Below are 23,521 nucleotides of genomic sequence, written 5' to 3'. Positions count from 1 at the left end.
GTAGGCGGCGTGGTGCTTGTCGTGGTGCAGCTCCATGATCTTGCCGGAGATGTGCGGCTCGAGGGCGGCGTAGTCGTAGGGGAGATCGGGCAGCGAGTAAACGGTCATGTAGTTGATCATGCAACCTCGAGTGCGCTCGAGGTCTACCGCTTGTGCCGGATGTCACCACGGATCCGCGCGTACGGTTCGCCTACGCTCGTTCCCGTGTCCGGAACCCCCCACGCCCACGAACCGCACGTCCCGCTGCCGGTCGAGATCCCCGTCACCGAGTCCATCGCCGACGACGCGCCGGACCTGAAGACGCAGATCGTGCGCTTCGTGCTGACCGGTGGCCTGTCCGCCGTCGTCGACTTCGGGCTGTACGTGCTGATGCTCGCACTGGGGCTGCAGCGTGACGTCGCGAAGGCCATCAGCTTCGTCGCCGGCACCACCACCGCGTACCTCATCAATCGTCGTTGGACGTTCAAGGCCGAGCCGAGTCGGGCCCGCTTCGTCGCCGTCGTGGTGCTGTACGGCGTGACTTTCGGTGTGCAGGTGGGCCTCAACGCGGTGATGAACAACGTGTTCCCGGACGAATGGTGGCGCGTGCCGCTGGCATTCGTGATCGCGCAGGGCACCGCGACGGTCATCAACTTCGTGGTCCAGCGCGCGGTGATCTTCAAGATCCGCTGACGCTGCTGGACACCTGTCTGGAGACACTTCCGGTTTCGGTTGGAACAGGTTACATTTCCTGAACCGAACCACGCGGAGGAGTCAGATCGTGCGCTACGGCATCAGCCTGTTCACCAGTGACCGAGGCATCACCCCCGCGGCGGCCGCGCAGGCAGTGGAGGAATGCGGCTTCGACGCGTTCTACGTGCCCGAACACACGCACATTCCGGTGAATCGCGAGTCGAACCACCCCGGTACCGGCACCGAGGCCCTGCCCGACGACCGTTACATGCGCACCCTCGACCCGTGGGTCGCGCTCGGCACCGCCGCGTCGGTGACATCGCGGATCCGGCTCGGCACGTCGGTGGCGCTGCCGCTCGAGCACGACCCCATCACGCTCGCCAAGACCATCGCGTCCCTCGATCACCTGTCGGGTGGGCGCGTCACGTTCGGCGTCGGCTACGGCTGGAACGCCGAGGAACTCGCCGACCACGGTGTCGACCCCAAGAAGCGTCGGACCGCGCTGCGCGAGTACCTCGAGGCGATGCAGGCGCTGTGGACGCAGGAGGAGGCGTCGTACGACGGGCAGTTCGTGAGCTTCGGGCCGAGCTGGGCGTGGCCCAAGCCGATCCAGCAGCCGCGTCCGCCGGTCCTCGTGGGTGCGGGCGCGTCGGAGAAGACGTTCGCATGGATCGCGCGCTCGGCCGACGGCTGGATCACCACGCCGATCGAGCAGGACATCGAGGACAACGTCACGCTGCTGCGCAAGATCTGGGCCGACGCCGGCCGTTCCGGGCAGCCCGAGATCATCGTCCTCGCCGGCAAGCCGGATGCCGAGAGGCTGGCCCGCTGGCAGGATCTCGGCATCAGCGAGGCGCTGTTCGGGATGCCCGACAGCTCCGAGGACGAGGTCCGCGCGTACCTGCAGCGCCTGGCCGGCAAGCTCGGCATCGGCTGACGCCGGTCAGCGAGGCGGGCCCTCCTGCAACACCAGCGACCCCGATCGCGGGGCGCCGGTGGCGTCGATCCACTGCAGCTGGACGGGGTCACCCGGGTGGAGGGCGTTCATCCGGATCGTGAGGTCGGCGGCGGCGCGGACGGGTACGCCGTCGAATTCGACGATCACGTCGCCGCGTGCGAGTCCGGCAACCTCGGCCGGGCTGCGAAAGCTGACGAGCGTCACCTCCGCACCCGCGGGCACGTTCGACATCGGGTCGCGGTGGTCGCGGACACTGACCCCGAGCATCGGGGTGGGGCCGATGTGGACCGTGTCCGACGGCCGGCCGGTCAGCACCTGGTCCACCAGCTCCATCGCCGAGTCGATCGGGATCGCGTACGACTTCGGCGCGGGCGCCTGCGGCACGTCACGTTCGACGGCGTTCCCGGCGCTGCTGACCCCGATCACCTCGCCGAACGCGTTCACCAGCGGGCCGCCCGAGTCGCCGGGCCGGACGTCGGCGTCCACCTCGATCAGCCCCGACAGCTGATTGCGGGAGCCGTCGGTGGAGTTGCGGGTGGTGACCGTGACGCCGAGCCGGGTGACGGCGCCGGGTGCCGGCACCGGCACCCCGCCGCCCTCCGCGTTCCCGATCGCGGTCACCGGATCGCCGACACGCGCCGAGTGCGCCGACCCCAGCGCCGCGGTCGGCAGGGCGTTGCCGCCGGGCAGTCGGAGCACCGCGAGATCGCGGGAGCTGTCGTAGCCGACGACCTCGACGGGATACCGGCGCATGTCGTGCATGCTGGTCGCCGCGATGTCGGTGCCGCCGTCGATCACGTGATGGTTGGTGAGCACGATGGCCGCGGAATCGGCCGGGTGCAGGACGATTCCGGTCCCCGCCGTCGTACCGAGCGCCGAGTGGGTTGTCACGGTGACGATCGTGGGGACGACGCGGGCCGAGAGTTCCTGCGGGGCAAGCGGAACGGCCGGCGGGGGAGCCGGTGCCACGACCGACGTCGTCGTCGCCGGCGGCGACGCGTCGATTGTGCCGTGTTCGAGAGGTATGGCCAGGAGCGCGAGGCCTGCGGCCACGAGCACTGCAACGGCAGCACTGGCGCGGCGCACCCTCGTCGCTCTCATGGGTTCAGTCGCTTCCCTCCCGGTACACCGGCAGCAGACCGGAATCGCGGGCCTGCAGCAGTGTCGGCGCGGCGAGATCCTTGTCGGACAGCGTCCACTGCAGCGGTGTGCCGTCGCGTCCGACGCCCGGCCACTCGATGCCGATGCCGGGGTCCAGCGGGCTCACCTCGTGCTCGCGCTCGGGGTTGTAGCCGGCCGAGCACAGGTAGATCACCGTCGAGTCGTCCTCGAGCGACAGGAACGCGTGCCCGAGGCCCTCGGAGACGAAGAGCGCGCGACGGTCGACGTCGTCGAGCAGCACCGAATCCCACTGCCCGAACGTCGGCGACCCGACCCGCAGATCCACCACGACGTCGAGGACCGCACCCTTGACGCACGTGACGTACTTGGCCTGACCGGGTGGGACGTCGGCGAAGTGGATGCCGCGCAGCACACCGGCGGCGGACACCGAGCAGTTCGCCTGCTGCAGGTCCAGCGTCCGGCCGATCGCCGCGGAAAAACCGGTGAAGCCCGGCTCCTTGAACCATTCGAGGAACACCCCGCGGTGATCGCCGAACTGTCGGGGCGTGATCTCCCACGCCCCCGGAACCTTCAACTCCCGATAATCCATGTCACCATTCTCTGCCGCGGTCGAGCAGTCCCAGCAGGTACGTGCCGTAACCGGACTTGACCAGCGGCTGCGCGCGCTCGCGCAGTTCGTCGTCCGAGATGAAGCCGCGCCGCCACGCCACCTCCTCCGGAACGCCGATCTTGAGGCCCTGCCGCTGCTCGATGGTGCGCACGTAGTTCGACGCGTCGAGCAGCGAATCGAACGTGCCGGTGTCGAGCCACGCGGTGCCCCGCGGCAGCACCTCAACCTGCAGGCGTCCGGCCTCGAGATAGGTGCGGTTGACGTCGGTGATCTCGTACTCGCCGCGCGCCGACGGCGTCAGGTCCCGCGCGATGGAGACGACGTCGTTGTCGTAGAAGTACAACCCTGGCACCGCGTAGTTGGACCGCGGCGCCGCCGGCTTCTCCTGCAGCGAGATCGCGGTGCCCGCGTCGTCGAACTCGATGACGCCGTACGCGCCGGGATCCGACACCCAGTACCCGAACACCGCGCCGCCCTTGACGTCGTGGAATCGGGTGAGCGTGGTGCCCAGGCCAGGGCCGTAGAAGATGTTGTCGCCGAGGACGAGCGCCACCGAATCCGAACGGATGTGGTCCGCGCCCAGCACGAACGCCTGAGCGAGACCGTTCGGTTCGTGCTGCACCTGGTAGCTCAGCGAGATGCCGAACCGGGAGCCGTCGCCCAGCAGATTGCGGAACTGGTCCGCATCGCCGGGGGTGGTGATGATCAGGATGTCGCGAATCCCGGCCAGCATCAGCGTCGAGAGCGGGTAGTAGATCATCGGCTTGTCGTAGACGGGCACCAGCTGCTTGCTCACGCCCAGCGTGATCGGGTGCAGCCGGCTGCCCGTGCCACCAGCCAGAATGATTCCGCGCATGTAGAGCAGTGTTTCACGCGGGGCGGCGGGATCTCAGGGGAGTGCCGAGGCCGGTCGGCTACGACGCGATTGTGGTGGATTCGCGGTCACGTTCCGGTATTCGGCGGGAGCAGCCGATCGCCGCTGACTACGCTGAGCCGTCACAGCCTGGTCGGGGCGGATCCCACCATGGAGGCACCCAGTGCGCTGTCCGACGATCCACCGTCTACTCGTCGCGGGAACTGCCGTGTCCGCGACCGTCCTGGCGCCGATTCTCGGTTCGCGCGCCGCGATTGCGGACCCGATAGCCGGTCCGGCACCCACGACCACGGTCTTTCAGATTCCGGTCACGTTCCTGTCAGGATGCCGGGTCGGATTCCGATGTTGGATCCCGCCGGTGGTCCCGCTGGCCCCGACCGCCACGACAGGAGCGCCGGGCGAAGTGACGTTCCAGTTGGCGCGTCCGGCGACCTACGCGATCGACCTGTACGACTGCATCGGCGTCAGTGTGAACTGGAAGAACTTGACGACCGGGGCTACCGGCACCGCCGAGGTCCGCCGTGTTCCGATCGACTACAGCCGCCCGATTCCGCAGGAAGACCTCTGCCGGTACGTTCCTGCGACGGTGGTCACCGGTAGCGGCACGGTCGTCGCAACTGCAGCCTCCTATCAGACCGGGGATCACGTCCCCGTGGGGTCGGGAGTTGCACTCTTCGAGGTCCCCTGATCTCCGGTCCCGCCGCGTCCTCGTGCCAAGCAGAGTCGTACATGTCCCGTTAGCGTCGAATCGACCGATGACCAAAGACCTGCCCCCGGCAGTTCCCCGCCTGAAGGGACCAGACGCATGCAGGAATCGACGACGTGCGGTCCCGGAGAACGGTCGGCTACGAGCTCCGCCGCTGCGGGCCAGGACGTGGATCGCCGTACGTTGCGCAAGGCGATCGCCGGTTCGGCGATGGGCAACGCGACGGAGTGGTTCGACTACGGCGTGTACGCCACCACCGCCACGTATCTGACCCAGAATTTCTTTCCCGGGCATCTCGGCTCGATCGGGACGATGCTCGGATTCGCGATCTCGTTCGTCCTCCGCCCGCTGGGCGGCATGATCTGGGGTCCGCTCGGCGACCGGTTGGGACGAAAAGCGGTGCTGGCGACCACAATTCTGCTCATGTCGGGTGCGACGGCGCTGATCGCGGCGATCCCGTCGTATGCGTCGATCGGGATCATGGCGCCGATCCTGCTGATCGCGCTGCGGGTAGTGCAGGGCTTCTCCACCGGCGGCGAGTACGGCGGCGCAGCCACCTTCATGGCCGAGTGCGCGCCCGACGACAAGCGCGGCCGGTACGGCAGCTTCCTCGAGTTCGGAACCCTTGGTGGATTCGCCGCCGGTACCGCCGTCGTGATGCTGTGCGAGCTGATGATCTCGGACGACGACATGGCGGCGTGGGGCTGGCGGATCCCGTTCCTCATCGCCCTGCCGCTCGGCCTGGTCGGGTGGTACCTGCGCAGCAAACTCGACGAATCGCCCGTGTTCAACGAGGTGGACGCGCAGGGCGACAGCCAGGACTCGATCCTGGGCGGGCTCGCCGACCTGCTGAAGAACTACTGGCGGCCGATCCTGATCCTGACCGGCATGGTCGTCGCGTTGAACGTGGTCAACTACACGCTGCTCACGTACCAACCGACGTACCTGGAGTCGACGCTCGGTCTCAGCACGCAGTCGACGACGATCATCATCCTCGTCGGGGAACTGGTCATGATGGCCTGTATCCCGTTCTTCGGACGCTGGTCGGACACCCTCGGGCGCAAACCGATGTGGTGGGCGTCGCTGATCGGATTGTTCGTGGCCGCCGTGCCGATGTACTGGCTGATGGCGAGGGGCTTCGTCTGGGCGCTCATCGCCTTCGCGGTCCTCGGCCTGCTGTACCTGCCGCAGTTGGCGACCATCTCCGCGACGTTCCCGGCGATGTTCCCCACCCAGGTCCGCTACGCCGGATTCGCGATCGGCTACAACGTCTCGACGGCGCTGTTCGGCGGCACGGCCCCGCTCGTCAACGACGCCGTCATCCACGCGACCGGCTGGAACCTCTTCCCAGCGATCTACATGATGGGCGCGTGCGTCATCGGTCTCGTCTCGGTCGCCTTCCTCCGCGAGACGGCCGGCGTCTCTCTCCGCGGCACCTCGATCCCGGGCGAGGCGGAGGAGGAGGCGAAGCCGGAACCGGCGTCGGCGTGAGCGGGCACTGTCCCTCGGTAGTCTCCCCGGTATGAGGCTGCTCGTCACCGGTGGCGCCGGGTTCATCGGCGCCAACTTCGTCCACCAGACCGTCGCGGAACGACCCGATGTCCGCGTCACGGTCCTCGACGCGCTGACGTATGCCGGAAACAAGGCCTCGCTGGACGCGGTCGCCGACCGGATCGACTTCGTGCACGGCGACATCGCCGACGCGGAGGTCGTCAACCGCCTGGTCGCCGACTCCGACGCCGTGGTCCACTTCGCCGCCGAGTCGCACAACGACAACTCGCTCGCCAACCCGTGGCCGTTCGTCCGCACCAACGTCGTCGGCACGTTCACGCTGCTGCAGGCCGTCCGTGACCATGACGTCCGCTACCACCACATCTCCACCGACGAGGTGTACGGCGACCTCGAACTGGGCGATCCGGCCCGGTTCACCGAGTCCACCGCCTACAACCCGTCGAGCCCGTACTCGTCGACCAAGGCGTCGAGCGACATGCTGGTGCGGGCGTGGGCGCGCTCGTTCGGGATCCGGGCGACGCTGTCGAACTGCTCCAACAACTACGGCCCGTTCCAGCACGTGGAGAAGTTCATCCCGCGGCAGATCACCAACCTGCTCGACGGCGTCCGCCCCAAGCTGTACGGGCAGGGTCGCAACGTCCGCGACTGGATCCACGTCGACGATCACAACCGTGCGGTGTGGGACGTCCTCGAGCGCGGCCGACTGGGGGAGACGTACCTGATCGGCGCGGACGGCGAGGTCGACAACCGCACCGTGATCGCGATGCTGCTGGAGCTTTTCGGGCGACCTGCTGACGACTTCGATTTCGTCCCCGACCGCCCCGGTCACGACCTGCGGTACGCGATCGACTCGACACGCCTACGCACCGAACTCGGCTGGGAGCCGCGCTACCGGGACTTCCGCAGCGGCCTCGAGGCCACCGTGCAGTGGTACCGGGACCATCCCGAGTGGTGGCGTCCGGCCAAGGAAACGACCGAGGCCGGATACGCGCGCACCGGGCAGTAGCCCCAGCCTGCACGAACGCCCCGATCCGGCCACGTCGGGTACCCGGTCGCGGTAGCGTGACCAGCATTCGTGTCGGGACAGTTCACTCGGTCGTCGAACCGGAGGGGGCACTCGTATGGGGGCCGGACCGCAGAACAAGTCACGTCGTAGCCGCCGTGTGTCCGTGAGGGCCGGCATGGTTGCAGCCGCCGTCGCGGCGGTGAGCCTGGGCACGGCAACGGGTCAGGCCGCGGCCGACCCCGTCGCGGGTTCCCCACCGTGCTCGCCGGTCCGGGTGGAGGGTCTGCTGGCCAACGTCACCAATGCGGTGGCGCCGGGCCTCGAGCTGCCGCTGCCGTGCCAGGACGCGGTCGGAGTCGGCGTCGTCGGCCCCGCCGAGGTGCAGGCCGGGGTGATCGGTTCGGCCGTCGTCGCCGGACTCGGCAGTCTCGGACTGCTCGGCGCGAGCAGCATCGACTGGAACAACATCGGCCCCGACAACACCGGTTCCTTCAACCTGGGATGGGCCAACACCGGATCGAACAATGTCGGGTCGGCCAACACCGGGTCGGGCAACGTCGGGTCCGCGAACACCGGTTCCGGCAACGTCGGTTCGGCCAACACCGGTTCCGGGAACCTCGGGTCCGCGAACACCGGATCCTTCACCTACGGCTCGCTCAAGACCGGGATCGGTTCGCTGGCCGCCGGCTCGCTCGGTATCGGCACGCTCAGCTGAGCATGCCGGGCGTGCTCACGCCTTGCTGGCGAGCGGCACCCGTGACTGCTCGTGCACCAGCGCGTTGCGCAGGGCCCGGTTGCCGGCGAGCGCGGCCACCGTTCCCGCGAGCACCTCGCAGAGCGTGAACAGCAGCCGCGACGTCAGCGCCAGCGCGAGTGCGGTGCCGGAGTCGGCCACCGGGGCGAGCGCCGCGACGATCACCGCCTCGCGGACGCCGATCCCGGACGGCACCACGAAGACCAGTACGCCGGCGCACATCGCCAGCGCGATCGCGCCGATCGACGCGATCAGCCGGTCGGTGCCGAACCCGCCGAACGTGGACGCCAGGATCCACAGGTGCACGCCGTAGGCGACCCAGCTCACCGAGCACCAGATCAGCGCCAGCCCGATCTTGTGCATCGTGAGCGGCCGCTGCAGCGGCGCGCGGCGCAGCACCTTGAGTGCGATGTTCACGAGCCGGGTCAGCACCGGCGGATACGCGCAGATCAGCGCGATGGGCACCAGCGCGATCACCGCGACCGCGGCCGGGGTGCCGATCTGGAACAACGCCGGCAGCCCGAGCAGGCCCACCAGCAGCGCCGACGTGGTGCTCAGCCCCACCGTGACCAGCACGGTGATGAACGCCGCCGCCCCGGAGACGCCGGCCCGGCGCGCCAGTTCGGTCTGCAGCACGAACGCCCACACGCTGCCGGGCAGGTACTTGCCGAGCTGGCCGACGAGGTAGCAGCGGGCCGCGTCGAACGCGGGAATCGGTTGCTCGAGCGCGCCGAGCGTGTGCTGCCACGCACGGACGGCGGCGCCCATGCCGAGGAAGATGAAGACGGTCGACGCGACCAGCGACCACCACGACAGGTCGTGGATCGTCCCGCGGACCTCGGTCCACTGCGACTTCACCGCGAATCCGATCGCCACGACGATCGCGACGGTCACGACGATCCGGAGGGCGTTCACCAGCAGCGTTCGCTTGGTGTTCGGCGGCGACTCCGGCGGTTCGGCGACGGAATCGGTGTCGGATGTCATCCGAGTCCACTCCTCGCGTGGTCCGTCAGGGCTTCTCGACCATAGCAACCGGTCATGCGGTGGCAGGGAAAGCGAGCGGCTTCGCTGCACGCTCACGCCACCAGTCGAACGCGGTCGCGAGGGCGTCCGGAACGGTGCCCGCGGACGTTCCGGGCGTATACAACTGCGCGACCGCGGCGACATCGGATTCCGCGATTCCCGACCGGCTCATGCCGATCGTGTTGGCACCCCGCAGCTCCACCGGATTCCCGAACGCCTTCGCGAACGGGGGCACGTCCTTGACGACGACGGTGCCCATGCCGGTCACCACGCCGGCGCCGACGATGCGGCGCTGATGCACCACGGTGTGCATGCCGATGTTCGCGCCCTCGCCGACGCTGACGTGCCCGGCGAACGTCGATCCCGCCGAGACGACGCAGCGGTCGCCGACCTGGACGTCGTGCTCGATCGCGACCCGGTTCATGACGAAGCACCCGGCGCCCACAGTCGTCACCCGCTCGCTGCCCTGGTGCACCGTCGACAGTTCGCGGATCGTGGTGTCGGCGCCGATCACGATGCCGCGGTGCGGCGCCGGCTCCGACCACGAGGCGGGGTGCGCGGCACCGAGGATCTCGGGGGGCGCGCCGAGCACCGCGCCCGCGCCGATCCAGCACCGGTCACCGATGGTGAGCGGACCGGTGAGGACCGCGTGCGGTCCGACGGTCACGTCGTCGCCGATGACGACGGCGTCGCCGATCACAGCGGTGGGGTGGATGTGACAGTTCTGTCCGATCGACATGGTCCGGCGGGAATCCTTCCGGGGGCGGGAGGCAGCACTTCGCTACCCTCAGGCGGTTGCCCCCGATGATTCGCGGGGTGTCTCGAAGGAATCTATCGGAGGGCCATTCAGTGATTGCAATCTCGAGCATCTCGTTCGGGGAGGACGTCGAACGGGAGGTCCTGGACACGCTGCGGTCGGGGATCGTGGCGCAAGGCCCCAAGGTCAAGCGGCTCGAGGAGGAGTTCGCGGCGCTGGTCGGTGTCCGGCACGCGGTGGCCGTGAACAACGGCACCACGGCGCTCGTCGCTGCCCTGCAGGTGCAGGACCTGCAGCCCGGCGACGAGGTGCTGACCAGCCCGTTCACCTTCGTGGCGACGCTCAACGCGATCCTGGAGGCCGGTGCGACGGCGCGTTTCGCCGACATCTCCGAGGCCGACTTCAACCTCGATCCGGCCGTCGCGGCCACCCGGATCACCGACCGGACGAAGGTCCTGCTGCCGGTGCACCTGTACGGCCAGTCGGCGGACATGGCGGCGCTGATGCCGCTCGCCGCCGAGCACGGGCTGTCCGTCGTGGAGGACGCCGCCCAGGCGCACGGCGCGACATTCGACGGCCGCGGCGCCGGCAGCTTCGGGCTCGGCTGCTTCTCGTTCTATGCGACGAAGAACCTCACCACCGCCGAGGGCGGCATGATCACCACCGACGACGACGTCCTCGCCGACCGCCTGCGCGTGCTCCGCAACCAGGGCATGCGGGAACGGTACGTCTACGAGATGGCGGGCCAGAACTACCGGATGACGGACCTGCAGGCCAGCCTCGCGCTGCCGCAGATGGCGTCGTACCCGCAGCAGGTCGAGGCGCGGCGTCGCAACGCGGAGGCCCTGCAGGCGGGCCTGAAGGATGTCGCCGGTCTGCAGTTGCCGAGCGAGCTGCCCGGCCGCGAGCACGTGTGGCACCAGTTCACGCTGCTGCTGGCCGAGGACGCGCCGATCGATCGCGACACCCTGTCGGCCCGGCTGACCGAGCGGGGTGTCGGCAGCGGCATCTACTACCCGAAGGCGGTCTACGACTACGAGTGCTACCGCGAGCACCCGCGCGTCGTCATCGAGGACACCCCGGTCGCGACGTCGGTCGCGGCCCGCTGCCTGAGCATCCCCGTCCACGCTCGACTGTCGGAGTCGGACGTGGACCAGATCATCGCCGCGGTCCGCGGCGCGATGGAGGCGTGAGCATGAGCAACCCGAAGATCGCCCTGATAGGTGCCGGCAAGATGGGCTCGCTGCACGCCCGCGTCGTGTCGCAGTCGCCGCTGACCGACCTCGCGCTCGTGATCGAGCCCAACGCCGAGCAGGGCCAGGCGGTGGCCGAGCGCTGCGGTGCGCAGTGGGCGCCCGACTTCACCGACCTGTCCGGCGTCGACGCCGTCGTCGTCGCGGCGGCCACCCCCGCGCACTACGAACTCGCCGGACGCGTCCTCGACCTCGGCAAGCCGCTGCTGGTGGAGAAGCCGCTCGCCGCCACCTACGAGCAGAGCGTCGACCTGGTGGAGCGTTCGGCGCGCGCCGACGTCCCGCTGATGTGCGGTCTGCTCGAGCGCTTCAACCCGGCCGTGCGCACCGCCCGCGAGTTCGCGGGCGAGGTGTGGCAGGTGACCGGCACGCGGCACTCGCCGTTCGTGTCCCGCATCCCGACCGGTGTCGCGACCGACCTGCTCATCCACGACCTGGACCTCGCGATCGGGTTCGTCGGCTCGGAGCCTGTCCAGGCCCGCGCCGAGTTCGGCTACTTCCATCCGACCTCGATCGAGAACCGCGCCGAGGACAGCGCAGACGCCATCATGCGCTTCGAATCCGGCGCGGTGGCAACCATTTCCGCGAGCCGGCTCAGTCAGCGCAAGATCCGTCAGCTGTCGCTGCTCGAGGCGGACCGTCTCATTGAGATCGATCTGCTGCGCCGCGACATCACCGTCTACCGGCACGTCGACGACGACATCACCGCCGACGGCAGCAGTTACCACCAGCAGACGATCATCGAGATCCCCACGATCCGGTACAGCGAGGAGCCGCTCTCCGCGCAGCTCGGACACTTCGTCGGACTGCTGAACGGCACCGGCGACGTTGCCGCCGAACGGGCCTCGATCCTGCCCGCGCACCGCGCGGTCCACGAGGCGACAGTGTCTGCGGTCTCGGCGATCAGCTGAAGTTGCGGGCGATCACCGCTTGCACCAACGCGGCGGTCGGGAAGTCGGCCATGACGACTCCCGCCCGCCTGCGACCAGTGCATCGCCGGGCGGCGAAGCGCGCCCAGTACTACTGGACCTACCCGGAAGCCACGCCCAGCGGCCGCCGGAGGCGCTGTCTCGTGGTCTCGTAGAGCACGACGGATGCCGCGTTGGCGGCGTTGAGCGAGCTGGCCGAGCCCGTCATGGGGATACGCACGACCCGGTCGACGCCGTCGCGCCACGCCGCGCTCAGGCCGGTCGTCTCGTTGCCGACGACGAGCAGCGTCGGCAACGTCAGGTCGACATCGAAGACATCGGCGTCGCCGTTCTCGTCCGTTCCGACGATCTGGATGGGGACACCCGCGGCGCGATGCGACCCGACCCACGAGAAGACGTCGTGTGGGGACGACACTCGTACGGTCGGCACGGCGAACAGCGATCCGGTGCTCGCCCGCACGGCGGCACTGTCGTACGGGTCGGCCGCGTGTCCTGTCACGATGACGCCCGCCGCCCCGAACGAGTCGGCGGAACGGATGACGGAGCCGAGGTTGCCGGGGCTGGTGGGCCGGTCGAAGGCAACGCCGAGGAAGTCGTGCGCGACCGGGATGCGTCCCAGATCGTCACTGGGAAGCGACATTACGACGATGAGCTCGGGGGCGTCGGCCCCCTTCTCGCCGAGTTCGACGATCAGCTCGCGCGTGAGGGCGAATCGCTCGCCTTCGGCCCTGTCCAGGACGTCCCGCGCCCACTCGGACAGCCGGCGGTCGGCGTCGAAGAGGACGGCCTCGACGGCCCATCCTCGGTCGAGTGCGATCGTGATGGGCCGCACGCCCTGTACGACGAACGCGCGCAGGCGCTGCCGCTTGTTGCGGTTCGTCAGCAGCGCCTGCCATTGCTGGAAACGCGCGTTGCGCGTGGTGATCTTGTTGGCTGCCGGCGACATGCCGACACTCTAGAGACCTTCGCCCCGAATCCACAGCGGGGTATCCCCGGCCGGCCTACCGTCTCTCACCGCGTTCGACGTCGGTGACGGCGACGGCGACGGCGTAGGAGTCCGCCGCTTTCCGGAACTGTTCCTCGAGTCGCGGCCACCGGGGCTCGGCACCGAACCGCGAGCGCGCACGCAGATACTGCTCGCGCGCACCGGACTCGTCACCCATGGCGAGTCGGTAACGCAGGACGTCGAAGTCGATGTCCGACCCCACGGATCGGACGATGTCGTCGGGGCCGCGAAGCTGACCCATCGCCGCCAGCGCCTCGGTGAGTGCAGCGCGGAGCTGGCCGGCGACGGCGGGAACATCGGTGTCGGCCTGCACGGTCACGTGCGGTCCGATCCCGCTCGCGATGTTCTCGATCCGGCGCCGGTACTGGCAGTCCACCTCGGCGGGACGGTCCTGCACCGGCCGTCCGATGAGCCGATCGAACTCCGGGGAGTAGACGCCGCAGTTGGTGTAGAAGCGGATCGACTCGAAGCTGTTGCCCGCCGAGCGTTGCAGGTTGACGACGTCGACCAACCCGTCCCGCTCCCGGGTGAAGGTCAGCCTCCGCTTCCGGAATCCGTGCTCCTTCAGGAGCGGGACAGCGCTCTCGCCGAGGAGGGTGGCGAATACTTGCTCAGCCGATGGATGCTCCATGCGGACATGCTCGCAGACCCGGGCGGCTCCCCGCCACAGATGAATTCGTCAGGTCGGTGGTTCGGCCGGCGATTGCTCCCAGCCGTCCCCGGTCCACGAGATGTCGATGGGGTATTCACTGTTGACGGCGTTGGCCCAGTAGTCGATGGTGCCGTGGTGCGGCGAGTCGAGTTCGATCCAGCCGATGGAGAACTCGTCGCGCAGCAGGCGTCGGGCGCGACGGTCGATGGCGCCCAGCGAGGCACAGAGCCCGCGGATCCGCGACTCGATCCAGTCGGCCGAGGGGTCCGGGACCGTGATCTCCAGGGCGCTCCCGTCGCGCAACGGGATCACGACCAGCAGCTCACCGGAGTCCGGTCGTATCTCCCGGGTCGCGCGACGCTCATAGGCGCGCAACAGCTCCCACGGGTCGTAAGGCACACCACCGGACCGTCTGGACTGACCGAAGCGAAACACGGACTCATTCTGGCTCACCCGACGCCCGGGCGGGGATGCGCCGACGCCGGGCAGCCTGTGGGTGTCGTAGGTGGGTGTGTCGGTCCGCCCCCGCATCTCGTGCATGCCATCCGGGGAATGAGGTCGGGGCGTCGCCAGCGACGTGCGAGGTTCGTGTTCCGGCCTCGGCGTTCCAGCGAAACGAGACCGATTAGTGTGCATTGCGGATGCGAAGTGTGCCTGTAGTCGGGACTGGCTCTGCTCGCCCATAATCGTGTTGGGGTTTGCCGGGTTGATCGAGGGTGGGATTGATGACATTTCCGATGTTGTCCAAGGGGCAGAACATGTCCCTGCCGGATGATGTGATTCAGGTCGATGTGGTGATCGGGTGGGCTGAGTCGGACATCGAGGTCGACGCATCCGCTTTGCTCTTGGGTGCGGATGGGAAGGTTCGTTCGGACGCGGACTTCGTGTTCTACAACCAGCCTGAGTCGTCGGACGGTTCGATCCGGTTCCTGGGTGCGGGTGCGACCGAGGAAGGGGCGCAGGCGCGGATTGCCATCGACCTGTCGACAGTTCCCGAGGACGTGCACACCGTGGCACTGGCGGGCAGTCTCGGCCAGGGCGGCTTCGGGGACCTGGGCAAACTCACTCTCCGTGTCGTCGACGGCGCTGGCCACACGCTGGCGGAGTACGTCACCGCGGACGCGACCACCGAGGCCGCGTTCGTCTTCGGCGAGGTGTACCGGCGCGGCGCCGAGTGGAAGCTGCGCGTCGTTGGCCAAGGGTGGGATTCCGGGCTCGCCGGCCTCGCGGGCGATTTCGGTGTCGACATCGACGACGAACCTGAATCCGAAACCGCGGACGACGTCGATGCCGCGTCGGCCGCTGAGTCGGAACTTGTCACCACACCGCTCGAGACCATCGAGATCCAGCCGGACCCCGTGATGCCTGCCCAGTCCGCCGAGCCGACCACACCGGCGAAGGCAAAGGCTCGCGGAGTACGTACCGCCAAGAAGGCTGTGAAGAAGGCCAAACCTCGCGAGTTCACGCTAGCTGAACACGACAGCTGGCGGCCGGCGCGATTGTTCTCGGTCGTCGGCGTCGGGGCGGGGGAGGAGCAGGAACGCCGTGCGACCTCGGCTCTGGTCGCGACGATGCAGGCCGTAAGTCCCTTTGCACGCGCTCTGTGTTCCCGGATGGGCGCCCCCGCAGGCGCTTTCGAAGGCTATGTGGAGGTGCAGTACGACCACGGCGACACAAAGGTGATCCCCGACGCCGTTCTGAAGGTATCCCGCGGCAGTCGGCTGTGGACCGGGTTGCTCGAGGTGAAGACGGGCAACGGCAAACTCGAGAAGGGGCAACTCGAGAACTACCTCGACGTGGCTCGAAAGAAGAAGTACGACGTGGTCGTCAGCCTGTCCAACGACGTCCCCGCCAGCGCCGGAGAATTGCCGATCGAGGTCGACCGCCGCAAACTCGCCAAGGTCGCGTTGCGCCACCTGTCCTGGGCAGAAGTCGCGCACGAGGCCCGGATGCTGCTCTCCCACGGTGGAATCGACAACGACGTGCAGGCGTGGATCCTCGCCGAGTTCGTGCGATACCTCGACCACCCCCGGTCCGGGGCAACCGAGTTCGTCGACATGGGCCGGCATTGGGTCACCGTCCGCGATGCAGTCACCGCCGGCACCCTCCGCGGCGGCGACCAGAAAGCCCTCACTGTCGCGGACACATGGGTGTCCCTCTCACGGCACCTGGCGCTGCGGCTGACTGCCGAACTCGGCGTCACCGTCAAACACATCGTGCCGCGCCGCTACAGCAACGACCCGGCAGCGCGGAACGCGTCTGTCGCAGAACGACTGGCAGCCGAAGGGATCTTCGAATCCGTACTCCGGATCCCGGAGACTGCGGGCGATGTGGCCGTGGTCGCGGATGTGCGCACAAACAAGATCCGCTGTCGGACCAAGGTGGCGGCACCGAACGAGGGCACGTCGGCTCGTCGCGTGTCGTGGTTGCTCAAGCAACTCAAAGATGTACCGGGCAATGTCCAGGTCGAAGCGGTGTTTTCCGAGCGTGGGAACGAGACGTGCGAGCTTCTCGAGACGGTGCGCGCGAATCCGAAGATCCTGACCGACAACCGGGCAGGAGATGTCGTGTCGTTCAGTCTCGAGCAGACCTTTCCGATGGGAAGCAAGCGGTCCGGAACTGCGGCGAGCTTTGTCTCGAGCGTCACCTCGTCCACGGATGCGTTCTATGGCGGGGTGGTGCAACACCTTCGGGAGTGGGTGCCGGCGGCCCCGAAGCAGACCGATCAACCACGTCCAGGCACCGAGGAACCAGAGGGCGGGGAGACCGTAGCCGCCGACTGACTAGCGGCGCGATCCGCCCTGGTATCCGGGCCTGACGATCACCGGTCGTAGAACGCCACGGCGGCGCCGACGGTCAGGCGCGTCGTTCGGGTGGGAGCGCCCGCCGGGCCGTCCGGACGAGGATCGACTTCGGCGGCTGCCAGACGTCGCGATCGTCGAATGACCATGCGTAGGTGAGGGCTCCGTCGCGGATACAGTCCAGCAGGCCCGGCGCTGCGAGTTCGTGAGCTGACCACGCGTAGAGCTGCTGCAACCTCGGGACGATCACGCCGTAGTCCAGGAGACGGCCGAATCCGTGTTCGTCGCCGAGGTAGTGCCGCGCACTCTCACGGAGGGGGTACTCGTCCGGGAGCACGCGAGACAGCTGCACGAAAATCCCGGTCATGCCCAGCCTCGGGTCACCGAGGAGCGGGGCGAGCGGCCGGAGCCATCCAAGTGCGGTCCGGGGGGCCGCGACGAGGGCATGGGCGTACAGCACCCGGCAGAGCACGACGTTCATGAAGAAGCGCTCGGCCTCGTTCTCCGCGGCGGCCAGGTCGCGGTGCTCGAGATAGGCGGCGACGACGCTCCCGTTGTGCGCCCGGTACCACGCCCGAGCGGTCGGGTAGTCGGCGAAGGACATCCAGAAGTCAACCGTCCGAGACGATGTCGGCCCGGAAAGGTCTCCGCTCAGGGCCACGGCCTCGCACCCGTCGCGCAGGATGCGCTCGTTCACCGCGCGCCACCACGGACTACCGGGACGGTCGCGGGACGCTGGTTGCAGTAGACCTCGCCGGAGCTGCCATTGCATGAACGACATTGCCGCCCGGCGGAACGGCATATGCCGGGGAGCCTTGCCGTACGGGCCGTAGTGGCAGCGCTGCATCAGGGCGATCCGGCCCGCCGGATCGTCGCGGACCGACTCGATCTGCTGCTCGGCCCAGGCAGCGGCCGTGCCCCCAGAACTCACTTCGACACGATCCCACGCCGACCGCTCAGTGCGACGGGGTTCCCACCTTCCTCCGCCGCACCGCGAACCATGCGCCCTGGCCGAGGGCGACGAGCAGTCCGGCGCCGGCGAGGCCCCAGCCGAGGTTGCTTCCGGGAGGGGTGAATCGGAGGGTCAGCGTCGATTCCGCGCCGCCGCTGTCGGGCAACTCCACCTGCAGCAGCCCGCCGGGGCTTTCGGTGATGTCGATCGGCTCGCCGTCGACGGTGGCCGTCCACCCGGGCCATGCGAGGAGCGCGAACGTCGCAGTGCCCGAACCGGTGTACGTCAGGGTCTCGTGTGTGTCGGTGGAGGCGGAGTCGCCGGTGACCTCGAGTCCCGGCGTGGTCGCGGACAGTCGCCCGTCGGGCCACTGGTGCGGCGCGGTGCGGGTGCCGACGGTGACGCCGTGCTCGACGCGGATGTCCCATTCGTCGGCGGGCAGCGCGTCGAGCGCGTGCGGGCCGCCGTAGGGGCCGCTGTTCTGCACGACGACGGTGTCGATGCGCATCGCGTCGAGCCACGAGACCCCGGTGCCCGGCGACTCGGCGAGCAGGCGGCCGACGCCGTCGGCGCAGGGGACACCGCCGTAGTAGTTGATGCACAGGTCGTCGACGAACGAGTTGAAGCTGATACCCGCGTAGTTGTTCACGGCCTCCACCCCGGCGGGCTGGTACAGGCTGCCGAACAGCACGTCACCCCACTGGCCGGTGGGGTCGTCGGGGTTGATGTTCTCGCGGTCCGCGATCACGAACGTCGTGCCGGGATAGCGCTTCTCGAAGTGCTCGTCGAGGAACGCCTCCTGGCGCGGGAACTTCCAGGGCGTGACGTTGTAGTTGCCCGTGAACCACAGGTTGGTCTGCGCGGCCAGCGCCACGACGGTGCCGGCCACGAGCGCCCCCGCGAGCAGGCGGGGCTTGCGGAACGACACCACGAGCGCGAGCGCGGTGAGCGCGACGGTGATCGCGAGTGCCGCGAGGTGGGTGCCGATGTCCTCGGGGATCTCGGCCCACGACAGGTAGAACTGCGCGACGATCAGCCCGGCGGTGATGCCGAGGCGCAGCTTCCACCGGTCCCGCGCGAGCCCTGCGGACAGCGCGACGGCGGCGATGACGATCACCGGCAACTGCCCGTACTCGATGAGGCGGGCGGGCCAGCGGAACAGCCACAGATTCGACGGGCCGAGCAGCAGGATCAGGTAGATGCCGCCGAACACGGCCAGCGAGATGCTGCTGCGGCCGAGGCGCCGCAACGACCCCCACCGGATCCACGGCGCAAGCGGAACCAGGAACCAGGCGAGGTAGACGAGTGGGACGGTGGCGGCGGTCGATTCGAAGATCGGCCCGTACGGCCGGTTCGACAGCGCCGACAGGTTGATCAGGTCGCCGAGGCCGGGGCGCAGGGCGTCGTCGTTGCGGATGCCGGTCTGGGTGCGGACCGAGACGCCGGTGGTGAACGCGAGCGGCAGGTAGACGATGAGCGACATCATCACGATCGCGACGCCGCTCACGATCAGCGACCGGATCCCCGGGAACGGGCGTTCGGTGTCCCCGGCCCGGTTCCGCGCGACGGTCTCGGCGAGCACCGCCAGATAGACGACGGCCACCGCGACGGCGCCGTACGGATTGCCGGTCGTCATCGCCAGGAAACCGAACAGGATCGGCACCAGCGGATTGACCCGGCCGGCCGCGCTGGCGCGCGTCGACCACCACACGTGCGGGATCCAGGCGAAGGCGATCAGGCCCGACGCCCACGTGGACGCGTCGAAGTACAGGGTGTATCCGGCGAACGGCATCGCGAAGCCGGCGACGAACGCCATTGACCGGGAGGCGCCGTACTGCCGGGCGAGAACGTAGACACCGACGGCGAGCAGCGCCAGGAACTGCATCTTCACGAGCGTCATGCCGACCGCGAGGTTGGGCACGAGCGCGACCAGTGCGGCCTCGGCGAGCAGGACCGGGTTGTAGGTGCCGTACAGCGCCTCGGCGGTGATGTTGCCGCCCGCCCACATCTCGGGGAACAGGGTGGGCCACGAGCCGTTCAGGAGCCGTTCGCCGATGGTGTGCCAGCCGGGCGCGAACGCCGCGGCGCTGTCGTCCCAGTAGTAGAACCACCGGTTCGACAGCAGCGGGACGGCCGCGACGAGGGCCACGAGCGCGGCGAGCAGGGCGGGTGGCGTCACACGTTTGAGCAGCGGCAGATCAGAATTCACGGCGGGCTTTCGTCGTCGGACGGATTGCGCGGCGGCAGCATCCCTGTCGTCGGAGCGTAATATTCCGCCCGGTTCACAATGAAGTCGGGGAAAACGAGTAGGTCGGAGGACATCGGGTGCAGACGAGCTCCGGAGGCGGCGTCGACGGTGGCTACGACCTGTCCGTCGTGATTCCGGCGCACAACTCGGCCGACGTCCTGGCGACCACGGTGCGACGGTTCGCCGAGCGCTTCGACGGCCAAGCCGTCGAGATCATCGTCGTCGAGAACGGTTCCACCGACGCCACGGCCGCGATCTGCGCCGACCTGGCCGCCGGATGGGACGCCGACGGTGTCGCGTTCGTGCCGATGCAGAGCGACAAGGGCATGGGCAACGCGCTGCGCACCGGCGCGCTCGCGTCGCGCGGTGCGCGCGTGCTGCTGACGGCGGACGACCTGCCGTTCGGTTTCGACGACGTCGACGGCGCCGACCGGCTCGCCCGCGAGAGCGGCCGGGCACCGGCGGTGGTGATCGGCTCCAAGGCGCACCCCGAGTCGGTGGTCGACCGCGGCCTGGCCCGTGCCGTGATGACCCGCGGGTTCGCGCTGTTGCGCCGCACCATCCTCGGGACCCGCACCGGCGACCCCCAGGGCACGTTCGTGGTGGACGGCGACCTGCTGCGGGCGCTGGCCCCGCACCTGACCGAGACGGGCTTCCTGTTCACCACCGAACTCGACTACGCCGTCGAATCCGCCGGGATCAGGCCGGTGGAGGTGCCGATCCGGCTCAGCGACGAGCACCGTGCGCACGCCAGCCGCATCTCGGTGGGCGACGTCGTGCAGATGGCCAAGGGCCTGCTGACGCTGCGTCGGCGCAAGGAGTCGCTGCGCTCGGCGGCCTTCGCGGCCGCCTGACCGTACCGGCCGGTCAGGTCGGGTGCGGCGCGCGTCGGCGGGCCGTGTCGCGATACCCTGCCGGGTGTGGATTCAGCTGACTCGTCCGAGACCCGTACCGCCTCCGACAGCGGGCTGACCCCTCGCCTCCTGGCGCAGCGCACCCTGTTCGCCGGCACCTCGCCGGTCGCGAACGAGGAACTGTATGCCGTGGTCGAGAAGGGCGAATCCACCCGTGATCGCTTCTCGCTGAGCCTGCACGCCGGCGCCCGCGCCAACACCAACACCTTCTTCGGACGGTTCCCGGCCAGCTACTGGCAGCGGTGGACCGCTGTCCGTGAGGTCACCGCCAGCGTGCGGGTCCTGTCCACCACGTCGTGCCGGGTGCTCCTCGTCGCGTCGGACATCGGCGGCCATCGCCGCATCGTCGGGGCCACCACCGCGGACGGTCAGGGCACCGTCGCCCTCAGCAGCGCCCTCGACCAGTTCGTCGACGGCGGCTCGCTGTGGCTCGAGTTCGAGGCGTTGGACGCGGAGGTGACGTTCGACCAGATCGAGTGGAGCGTCGAGGCGGCCCTCCCGCCGCGCCCCGTCGCGGTCGCGATCTGCACGTTCAACCGCGCCGACGACTGCGCGAAGACGGTGGCGGCGCTGGCGTCGGACACGACCGTCGTCGAGCGCCTCGAGACCGTGTACGTCGTGGACCAGGGCACCGACCCGGTGCAGGACCGCGAGCTGTTCCAGCAGGTCGCGCCGGCGTTCGGGGATCGCCTGCAGTACATCCGCCAGCCGAATCTCGGTGGCGCGGGCGGCTTCACCCGCGGGCTGTTCGAGGCGTCGGCGTCCAGCGACGACACCGACGTGATCCTGATGGACGACGACATCCTGTGCGAGCCGGAGACGGTGCTGCGGCTGAGCGCGTTCGCGAACTGCACGATCAGCCCGGCGCTGATCGGCGCCGAGATGCTGTTCCTGTACAACCCCAACTACCTGCTGGCCACGGCCGAGCGGGTGGACCTGGCGACGCTGCGGCGCGGGTTGCCGACGGACCAGTACAGCGAGCACAACTACAACGTGCTCGAGGAGCTGCCGGAGCGGCGCGTCGACGCCCAGTACAACGGCTGGTGGTCGTGCCTGATCCCGGCCGAGGCGCTGCGCCGGATCGGGCTGCCGCTGCCCGTGTTCTTCCAGTGGGACGACGTCGAGTTCAGCCTGCGCGCGGGCCGGGCCGGGATCCCGACGATCACGCTGCCCGGCGCCGCGGTGTGGCACGCGGACTTCTACTGGAAGGACGTCGACGGCTTCGCGCACTACTTCAGCACCCGCAACGGCCTGATCACCGCGGCACTCGATCCCGGTTTCGCGCCGTCCGCGCTGGCGAAGAACCTGGCGCGCGACATCTCCCGGTCGATCGTGAGCATGCAGTACGGTCTCGCGCACACCCAGCTGCGTGCGCTCGAGGGATTCCTCGGGGGACCCGGTGCGTTGGTCGACGGCGGACAGGCGGCGCTAGCGTCCGTCAACGCCGAGCGAAAGCGCTTCTCGGAGACTGTGACCCGTCCCGCGTCGGAGCTGCCGATCGTGCCGGTGCGGCGGGCGGATCCGCCGCCGCAGTCGCACCGCGAGGACCTGGTCCTCGCCAAGCGGGCGCTGTGGCAGGCGCGTGGCCGGCTCGAGCCGGGGCCGGTGACGGTCTCGTTCGAGGACGCGCAGTGGTGGCACGTGAGTCGATTCGCGCACGTGTTCGTGACCGACGCGTCGCAGTCCGGGGTCCGGGAACGCCGGTTCGACCGCGAACTGGCGGCCGAGATGACCGGACGCCTGTTCGGGGTGATGAAGCGCTTCCGCGCCGACGCGCCCACTGTCGCGGAGGCGTACCGGCGCGAGTTCCCGCAGCTGACGAGCCGGGAGAACTGGGCGCGCCTGTACGGAAAGTGATCCGCGGCCGGATCATTCGCGGAGCCGCACCACGACCTGTTCGTGGTTGGCGGTGTACGCGAGGTAGTCGAACTCGAGTCCCGTGCGGGTGGCGAACTCGGTCCACGCGCGGTGCTCGTGGTCCTGCCAGCCGGGGTAGTTGAAGTACTCGTCGAACATCAGCACCGTGCCCGGCACCAGCCGGTCGGCGAGCAGTTCGAGCACCGTGCGAGTGGACGAGTACAGGTCGGCGTCGAGGTGCGCGAAGGCGACCGGGCCGGGATGCTCGGCGAGGAAGCCGGGCAGCGTGTCCTCGAACAGCCCGGACACGAGCTGCGCGCCGGGCACCGACGGCACGTCCTGCTGTGCGAACTCGCCGGCCGGGAATCCCGTGCGCCACGCCTCGGGCAGTCCCGTCCACACGTCGAAGCCCCACACCTCGTGCCCGGTGGGGCGCAGCGCCTCGCTGATGATCTTCAGGGTCGTGCCGCTCGCGACGCCGAACTCGAGCGCCAGCCCGTCAACCTTGACCACCTCGAGCCCGTACCGCAGCGTGTCGTGGGGGTGCCAGAACACGGGTGCCTTCGGCATGTGGTCGAGCACGAACTGGGCGCTCTCGGCGGTGGCCTGGATGTCGAGCGCGTGCGAGATGTCCCGGCGGGCGCGCTGTTCGAGCTCCTCGAGGCGCTCGGTCACCGACGCCACCTGCCCGCGCGCCTCCGCGAGTTCGTGCAACACCCGTTTCATCTCGCCGTTGTTCGCGGCGAGCTCCGCCAGCAGCTGATCGTGCCGGTTCTCGCTCTCGATCCGGGCCTGACGGTCCGAATCGCGGAGCACCTCCGCGACGGCCCGTTGCAGTTTGAGCCGGGACGACTTCTTGAACCGATCGAGCATGCGCGGACCCCTCCCACGTGAACGTCGAGTTCGTCCCCATGC

Annotated in this window: 22 protein-coding genes and 1 pseudogene; 11 read left to right on the top strand and 12 right to left on the bottom strand. The window is 68.9% G+C overall.

Annotation, left to right across the window (positions count from 1 at the left end; translation table 11 throughout):
• Positions 1 to 108, bottom strand: a pseudogene (locus J2X34_RS18640) (superoxide dismutase); the annotation flags it as partial.
• A 51-nt stretch (positions 109 to 159) separates the two neighbouring features.
• Between J2X34_RS18640 and J2X34_RS18635 the strand changes: the two are divergent.
• Both J2X34_RS18635 and J2X34_RS18630 read left to right on the top strand, forming a co-directional pair.
• Positions 160 to 672, top strand: a complete 513-nt coding sequence (locus tag J2X34_RS18635; protein ID WP_429519023.1) for a GtrA family protein — start codon at positions 160 to 162, stop codon at positions 670 to 672.
• Between the two features lie 88 nt (positions 673 to 760).
• The gene (locus tag J2X34_RS18630) at positions 761 to 1,609 is read left to right on the top strand and encodes an LLM class F420-dependent oxidoreductase (protein WP_429519021.1); all 849 of its coding nucleotides are present in this window, start codon (positions 761 to 763) and stop codon (positions 1,607 to 1,609) included.
• A gap of 6 nt (positions 1,610 to 1,615) precedes the next feature.
• Here J2X34_RS18630 and J2X34_RS18625 read toward each other — a convergent pair whose 3' ends face one another.
• From J2X34_RS18625 to rfbA, 3 genes are read right to left on the bottom strand one after another with little or no spacing between them, the layout of a single operon-like run.
• Positions 1,616 to 2,731, bottom strand: coding sequence for a S1C family serine protease (locus J2X34_RS18625; protein WP_429519019.1), 1,116 nt, complete (start codon positions 2,729 to 2,731; stop codon positions 1,616 to 1,618).
• Positions 2,732 to 2,735: 4 nt separating this feature from the next.
• Complete coding sequence (locus J2X34_RS18620) at positions 2,736 to 3,341, bottom strand: dTDP-4-dehydrorhamnose 3,5-epimerase family protein (protein WP_114723707.1); 606 nt, start codon at positions 3,339 to 3,341, stop codon at positions 2,736 to 2,738.
• A 1-nt stretch (position 3,342) separates the two neighbouring features.
• Positions 3,343 to 4,218 (bottom strand): glucose-1-phosphate thymidylyltransferase RfbA, encoded by an 876-nt coding sequence (gene rfbA / locus J2X34_RS18615; protein ID WP_114723708.1) that lies wholly within the window; start codon positions 4,216 to 4,218, stop codon positions 3,343 to 3,345.
• Positions 4,219 to 4,444: 226 nt separating this feature from the next.
• On the opposite strand from rfbA, the gene J2X34_RS18610 reads away from it, so the two are divergent.
• From J2X34_RS18610 to J2X34_RS18595, 4 genes are all read left to right on the top strand, one after another.
• Positions 4,445 to 4,924, top strand: coding sequence for a hypothetical protein (locus J2X34_RS18610; protein ID WP_429519016.1), 480 nt, complete (start codon positions 4,445 to 4,447; stop codon positions 4,922 to 4,924).
• Positions 4,925 to 5,041: 117 nt separating this feature from the next.
• A complete protein-coding gene (locus tag J2X34_RS18605) occupies positions 5,042 to 6,433 on the top strand; it encodes an MFS transporter (RefSeq protein WP_429519014.1) in 1,392 nt (463 codons plus the stop codon).
• Between the two features lie 31 nt (positions 6,434 to 6,464).
• Positions 6,465 to 7,460, top strand: coding sequence for a dTDP-glucose 4,6-dehydratase (rfbB, locus tag J2X34_RS18600; RefSeq protein WP_429519012.1), 996 nt, complete (start codon positions 6,465 to 6,467; stop codon positions 7,458 to 7,460).
• 175 nt (positions 7,461 to 7,635) lie between these two features.
• Positions 7,636 to 8,175, top strand: coding sequence for a pentapeptide repeat-containing protein (locus J2X34_RS18595; protein WP_114723783.1), 540 nt, complete (start codon positions 7,636 to 7,638; stop codon positions 8,173 to 8,175).
• 15 nt (positions 8,176 to 8,190) lie between these two features.
• Here J2X34_RS18595 and J2X34_RS18590 read toward each other — a convergent pair whose 3' ends face one another.
• Both J2X34_RS18590 and J2X34_RS18585 read right to left on the bottom strand, forming a co-directional pair.
• Positions 8,191 to 9,198, bottom strand: a complete 1,008-nt coding sequence (locus J2X34_RS18590) for a lysylphosphatidylglycerol synthase transmembrane domain-containing protein (RefSeq protein WP_429519010.1) — start codon at positions 9,196 to 9,198, stop codon at positions 8,191 to 8,193.
• A gap of 52 nt (positions 9,199 to 9,250) precedes the next feature.
• On the bottom strand, positions 9,251 to 9,976 hold the full coding sequence (locus J2X34_RS18585) for a DapH/DapD/GlmU-related protein (protein ID WP_429519008.1): 726 nt from the start codon (positions 9,974 to 9,976) through the stop codon (positions 9,251 to 9,253).
• Between the two features lie 110 nt (positions 9,977 to 10,086).
• Here J2X34_RS18585 and J2X34_RS18580 point away from each other — a divergent pair, with 110 nt between their 5' ends.
• Positions 10,087 to 11,187, top strand: a complete 1,101-nt coding sequence (locus J2X34_RS18580; protein WP_114723735.1) for a DegT/DnrJ/EryC1/StrS family aminotransferase — start codon at positions 10,087 to 10,089, stop codon at positions 11,185 to 11,187.
• 2 nt (positions 11,188 to 11,189) lie between these two features.
• A complete protein-coding gene (locus J2X34_RS18575; protein ID WP_429519006.1) occupies positions 11,190 to 12,158 on the top strand; it encodes a Gfo/Idh/MocA family protein in 969 nt (322 codons plus the stop codon).
• 118 nt (positions 12,159 to 12,276) lie between these two features.
• Here the strand turns inward: J2X34_RS18575 and J2X34_RS18570 are convergent, their stop codons facing one another.
• From J2X34_RS18570 to J2X34_RS18560, 3 genes are read right to left on the bottom strand one after another with little or no spacing between them, the layout of a single operon-like run.
• Positions 12,277 to 13,122 carry a TrmH family RNA methyltransferase gene (locus J2X34_RS18570; protein WP_429519004.1) on the bottom strand — a complete coding sequence of 282 codons (846 nt, stop codon included), beginning with the start codon at positions 13,120 to 13,122 and terminating at the stop codon, positions 12,277 to 12,279.
• A gap of 55 nt (positions 13,123 to 13,177) precedes the next feature.
• Positions 13,178 to 13,813: a DUF4304 domain-containing protein gene (locus tag J2X34_RS18565; protein WP_429519002.1), complete on the bottom strand. Its 636-nt coding sequence runs from the start codon at positions 13,811 to 13,813 to the stop codon at positions 13,178 to 13,180.
• Positions 13,814 to 13,861: 48 nt separating this feature from the next.
• A complete protein-coding gene (locus tag J2X34_RS18560; protein WP_429519001.1) occupies positions 13,862 to 14,233 on the bottom strand; it encodes a hypothetical protein in 372 nt (123 codons plus the stop codon).
• 326 nt (positions 14,234 to 14,559) lie between these two features.
• Here J2X34_RS18560 and J2X34_RS18555 point away from each other — a divergent pair, with 326 nt between their 5' ends.
• Positions 14,560 to 16,617 carry a TerD family protein gene (locus J2X34_RS18555; RefSeq protein WP_429518999.1) on the top strand — a complete coding sequence of 686 codons (2,058 nt, stop codon included), beginning with the start codon at positions 14,560 to 14,562 and terminating at the stop codon, positions 16,615 to 16,617.
• Positions 16,618 to 16,690: 73 nt separating this feature from the next.
• Here J2X34_RS18555 and J2X34_RS18550 read toward each other — a convergent pair whose 3' ends face one another.
• Complete coding sequence (locus J2X34_RS18550; RefSeq protein WP_429518997.1) at positions 16,691 to 17,566, bottom strand: hypothetical protein; 876 nt, start codon at positions 17,564 to 17,566, stop codon at positions 16,691 to 16,693.
• Positions 17,567 to 17,591: 25 nt separating this feature from the next.
• The gene (locus tag J2X34_RS18545) at positions 17,592 to 19,796 is read right to left on the bottom strand and encodes a hypothetical protein (protein ID WP_429518995.1); all 2,205 of its coding nucleotides are present in this window, start codon (positions 19,794 to 19,796) and stop codon (positions 17,592 to 17,594) included.
• A 116-nt stretch (positions 19,797 to 19,912) separates the two neighbouring features.
• Here J2X34_RS18545 and J2X34_RS18540 point away from each other — a divergent pair, with 116 nt between their 5' ends.
• Both J2X34_RS18540 and J2X34_RS18535 read left to right on the top strand, forming a co-directional pair.
• Positions 19,913 to 20,689, top strand: a complete 777-nt coding sequence (locus J2X34_RS18540; RefSeq protein ID WP_114723742.1) for a glycosyltransferase — start codon at positions 19,913 to 19,915, stop codon at positions 20,687 to 20,689.
• 66 nt (positions 20,690 to 20,755) lie between these two features.
• A complete protein-coding gene (locus tag J2X34_RS18535; protein ID WP_429518993.1) occupies positions 20,756 to 22,606 on the top strand; it encodes a glycosyltransferase in 1,851 nt (616 codons plus the stop codon).
• 12 nt (positions 22,607 to 22,618) lie between these two features.
• Here the strand turns inward: J2X34_RS18535 and J2X34_RS18530 are convergent, their stop codons facing one another.
• Positions 22,619 to 23,479 carry a class I SAM-dependent methyltransferase gene (locus J2X34_RS18530; RefSeq protein ID WP_114723744.1) on the bottom strand — a complete coding sequence of 287 codons (861 nt, stop codon included), beginning with the start codon at positions 23,477 to 23,479 and terminating at the stop codon, positions 22,619 to 22,621.
• Positions 23,480 to 23,521: the final 42 nt, after the last annotated feature.

Source organism: Rhodococcus sp. BE178 (genome assembly GCF_050433545.1).
Lineage (GTDB): Bacteria > Actinomycetota > Actinomycetes > Mycobacteriales > Mycobacteriaceae > Prescottella.
Note: the sequence above shows the minus strand (reverse complement) of the source record. Positions and strands in the feature narration are given on the sequence as shown.

Excerpts from the sequence above, each read along its gene's own strand:
- J2X34_RS18555 (WP_429518999.1), top strand. The coding sequence starts at position 14,560 with ATGACATTTCCGATGTTGTCCAAGGGGCAGAACATGTCCCTGCCGGAT.
- J2X34_RS18575 (WP_429519006.1), top strand. The coding sequence starts at position 11,190 with ATGAGCAACCCGAAGATCGCCCTGATAGGTGCCGGCAAGATGGGCTCG.
- J2X34_RS18605 (WP_429519014.1), top strand. The coding sequence starts at position 5,042 with ATGCAGGAATCGACGACGTGCGGTCCCGGAGAACGGTCGGCTACGAGC.
- J2X34_RS18595 (WP_114723783.1), top strand. The coding sequence starts at position 7,636 with ATGGTTGCAGCCGCCGTCGCGGCGGTGAGCCTGGGCACGGCAACGGGT.
- J2X34_RS18570 (WP_429519004.1), bottom strand. The coding sequence starts at position 13,122 with ATGTCGCCGGCAGCCAACAAGATCACCACGCGCAACGCGCGTTTCCAG.
- J2X34_RS18590 (WP_429519010.1), bottom strand. The coding sequence starts at position 9,198 with ATGACATCCGACACCGATTCCGTCGCCGAACCGCCGGAGTCGCCGCCG.
- J2X34_RS18585 (WP_429519008.1), bottom strand. The coding sequence starts at position 9,976 with ATGTCGATCGGACAGAACTGTCACATCCACCCCACCGCTGTGATCGGC.
- J2X34_RS18620 (WP_114723707.1), bottom strand. The coding sequence starts at position 3,341 with ATGGATTATCGGGAGTTGAAGGTTCCGGGGGCGTGGGAGATCACGCCC.
- rfbB (WP_429519012.1), top strand. The coding sequence starts at position 6,465 with ATGAGGCTGCTCGTCACCGGTGGCGCCGGGTTCATCGGCGCCAACTTC.
- J2X34_RS18635 (WP_429519023.1), top strand. The coding sequence starts at position 160 with ATGTCACCACGGATCCGCGCGTACGGTTCGCCTACGCTCGTTCCCGTG.
- rfbA (WP_114723708.1), bottom strand. The coding sequence starts at position 4,218 with ATGCGCGGAATCATTCTGGCTGGTGGCACGGGCAGCCGGCTGCACCCG.
- J2X34_RS18530 (WP_114723744.1), bottom strand. The coding sequence starts at position 23,479 with ATGCTCGATCGGTTCAAGAAGTCGTCCCGGCTCAAACTGCAACGGGCC.
- J2X34_RS18625 (WP_429519019.1), bottom strand. The coding sequence starts at position 2,731 with ATGAGAGCGACGAGGGTGCGCCGCGCCAGTGCTGCCGTTGCAGTGCTC.
- J2X34_RS18565 (WP_429519002.1), bottom strand. The coding sequence starts at position 13,813 with ATGGAGCATCCATCGGCTGAGCAAGTATTCGCCACCCTCCTCGGCGAG.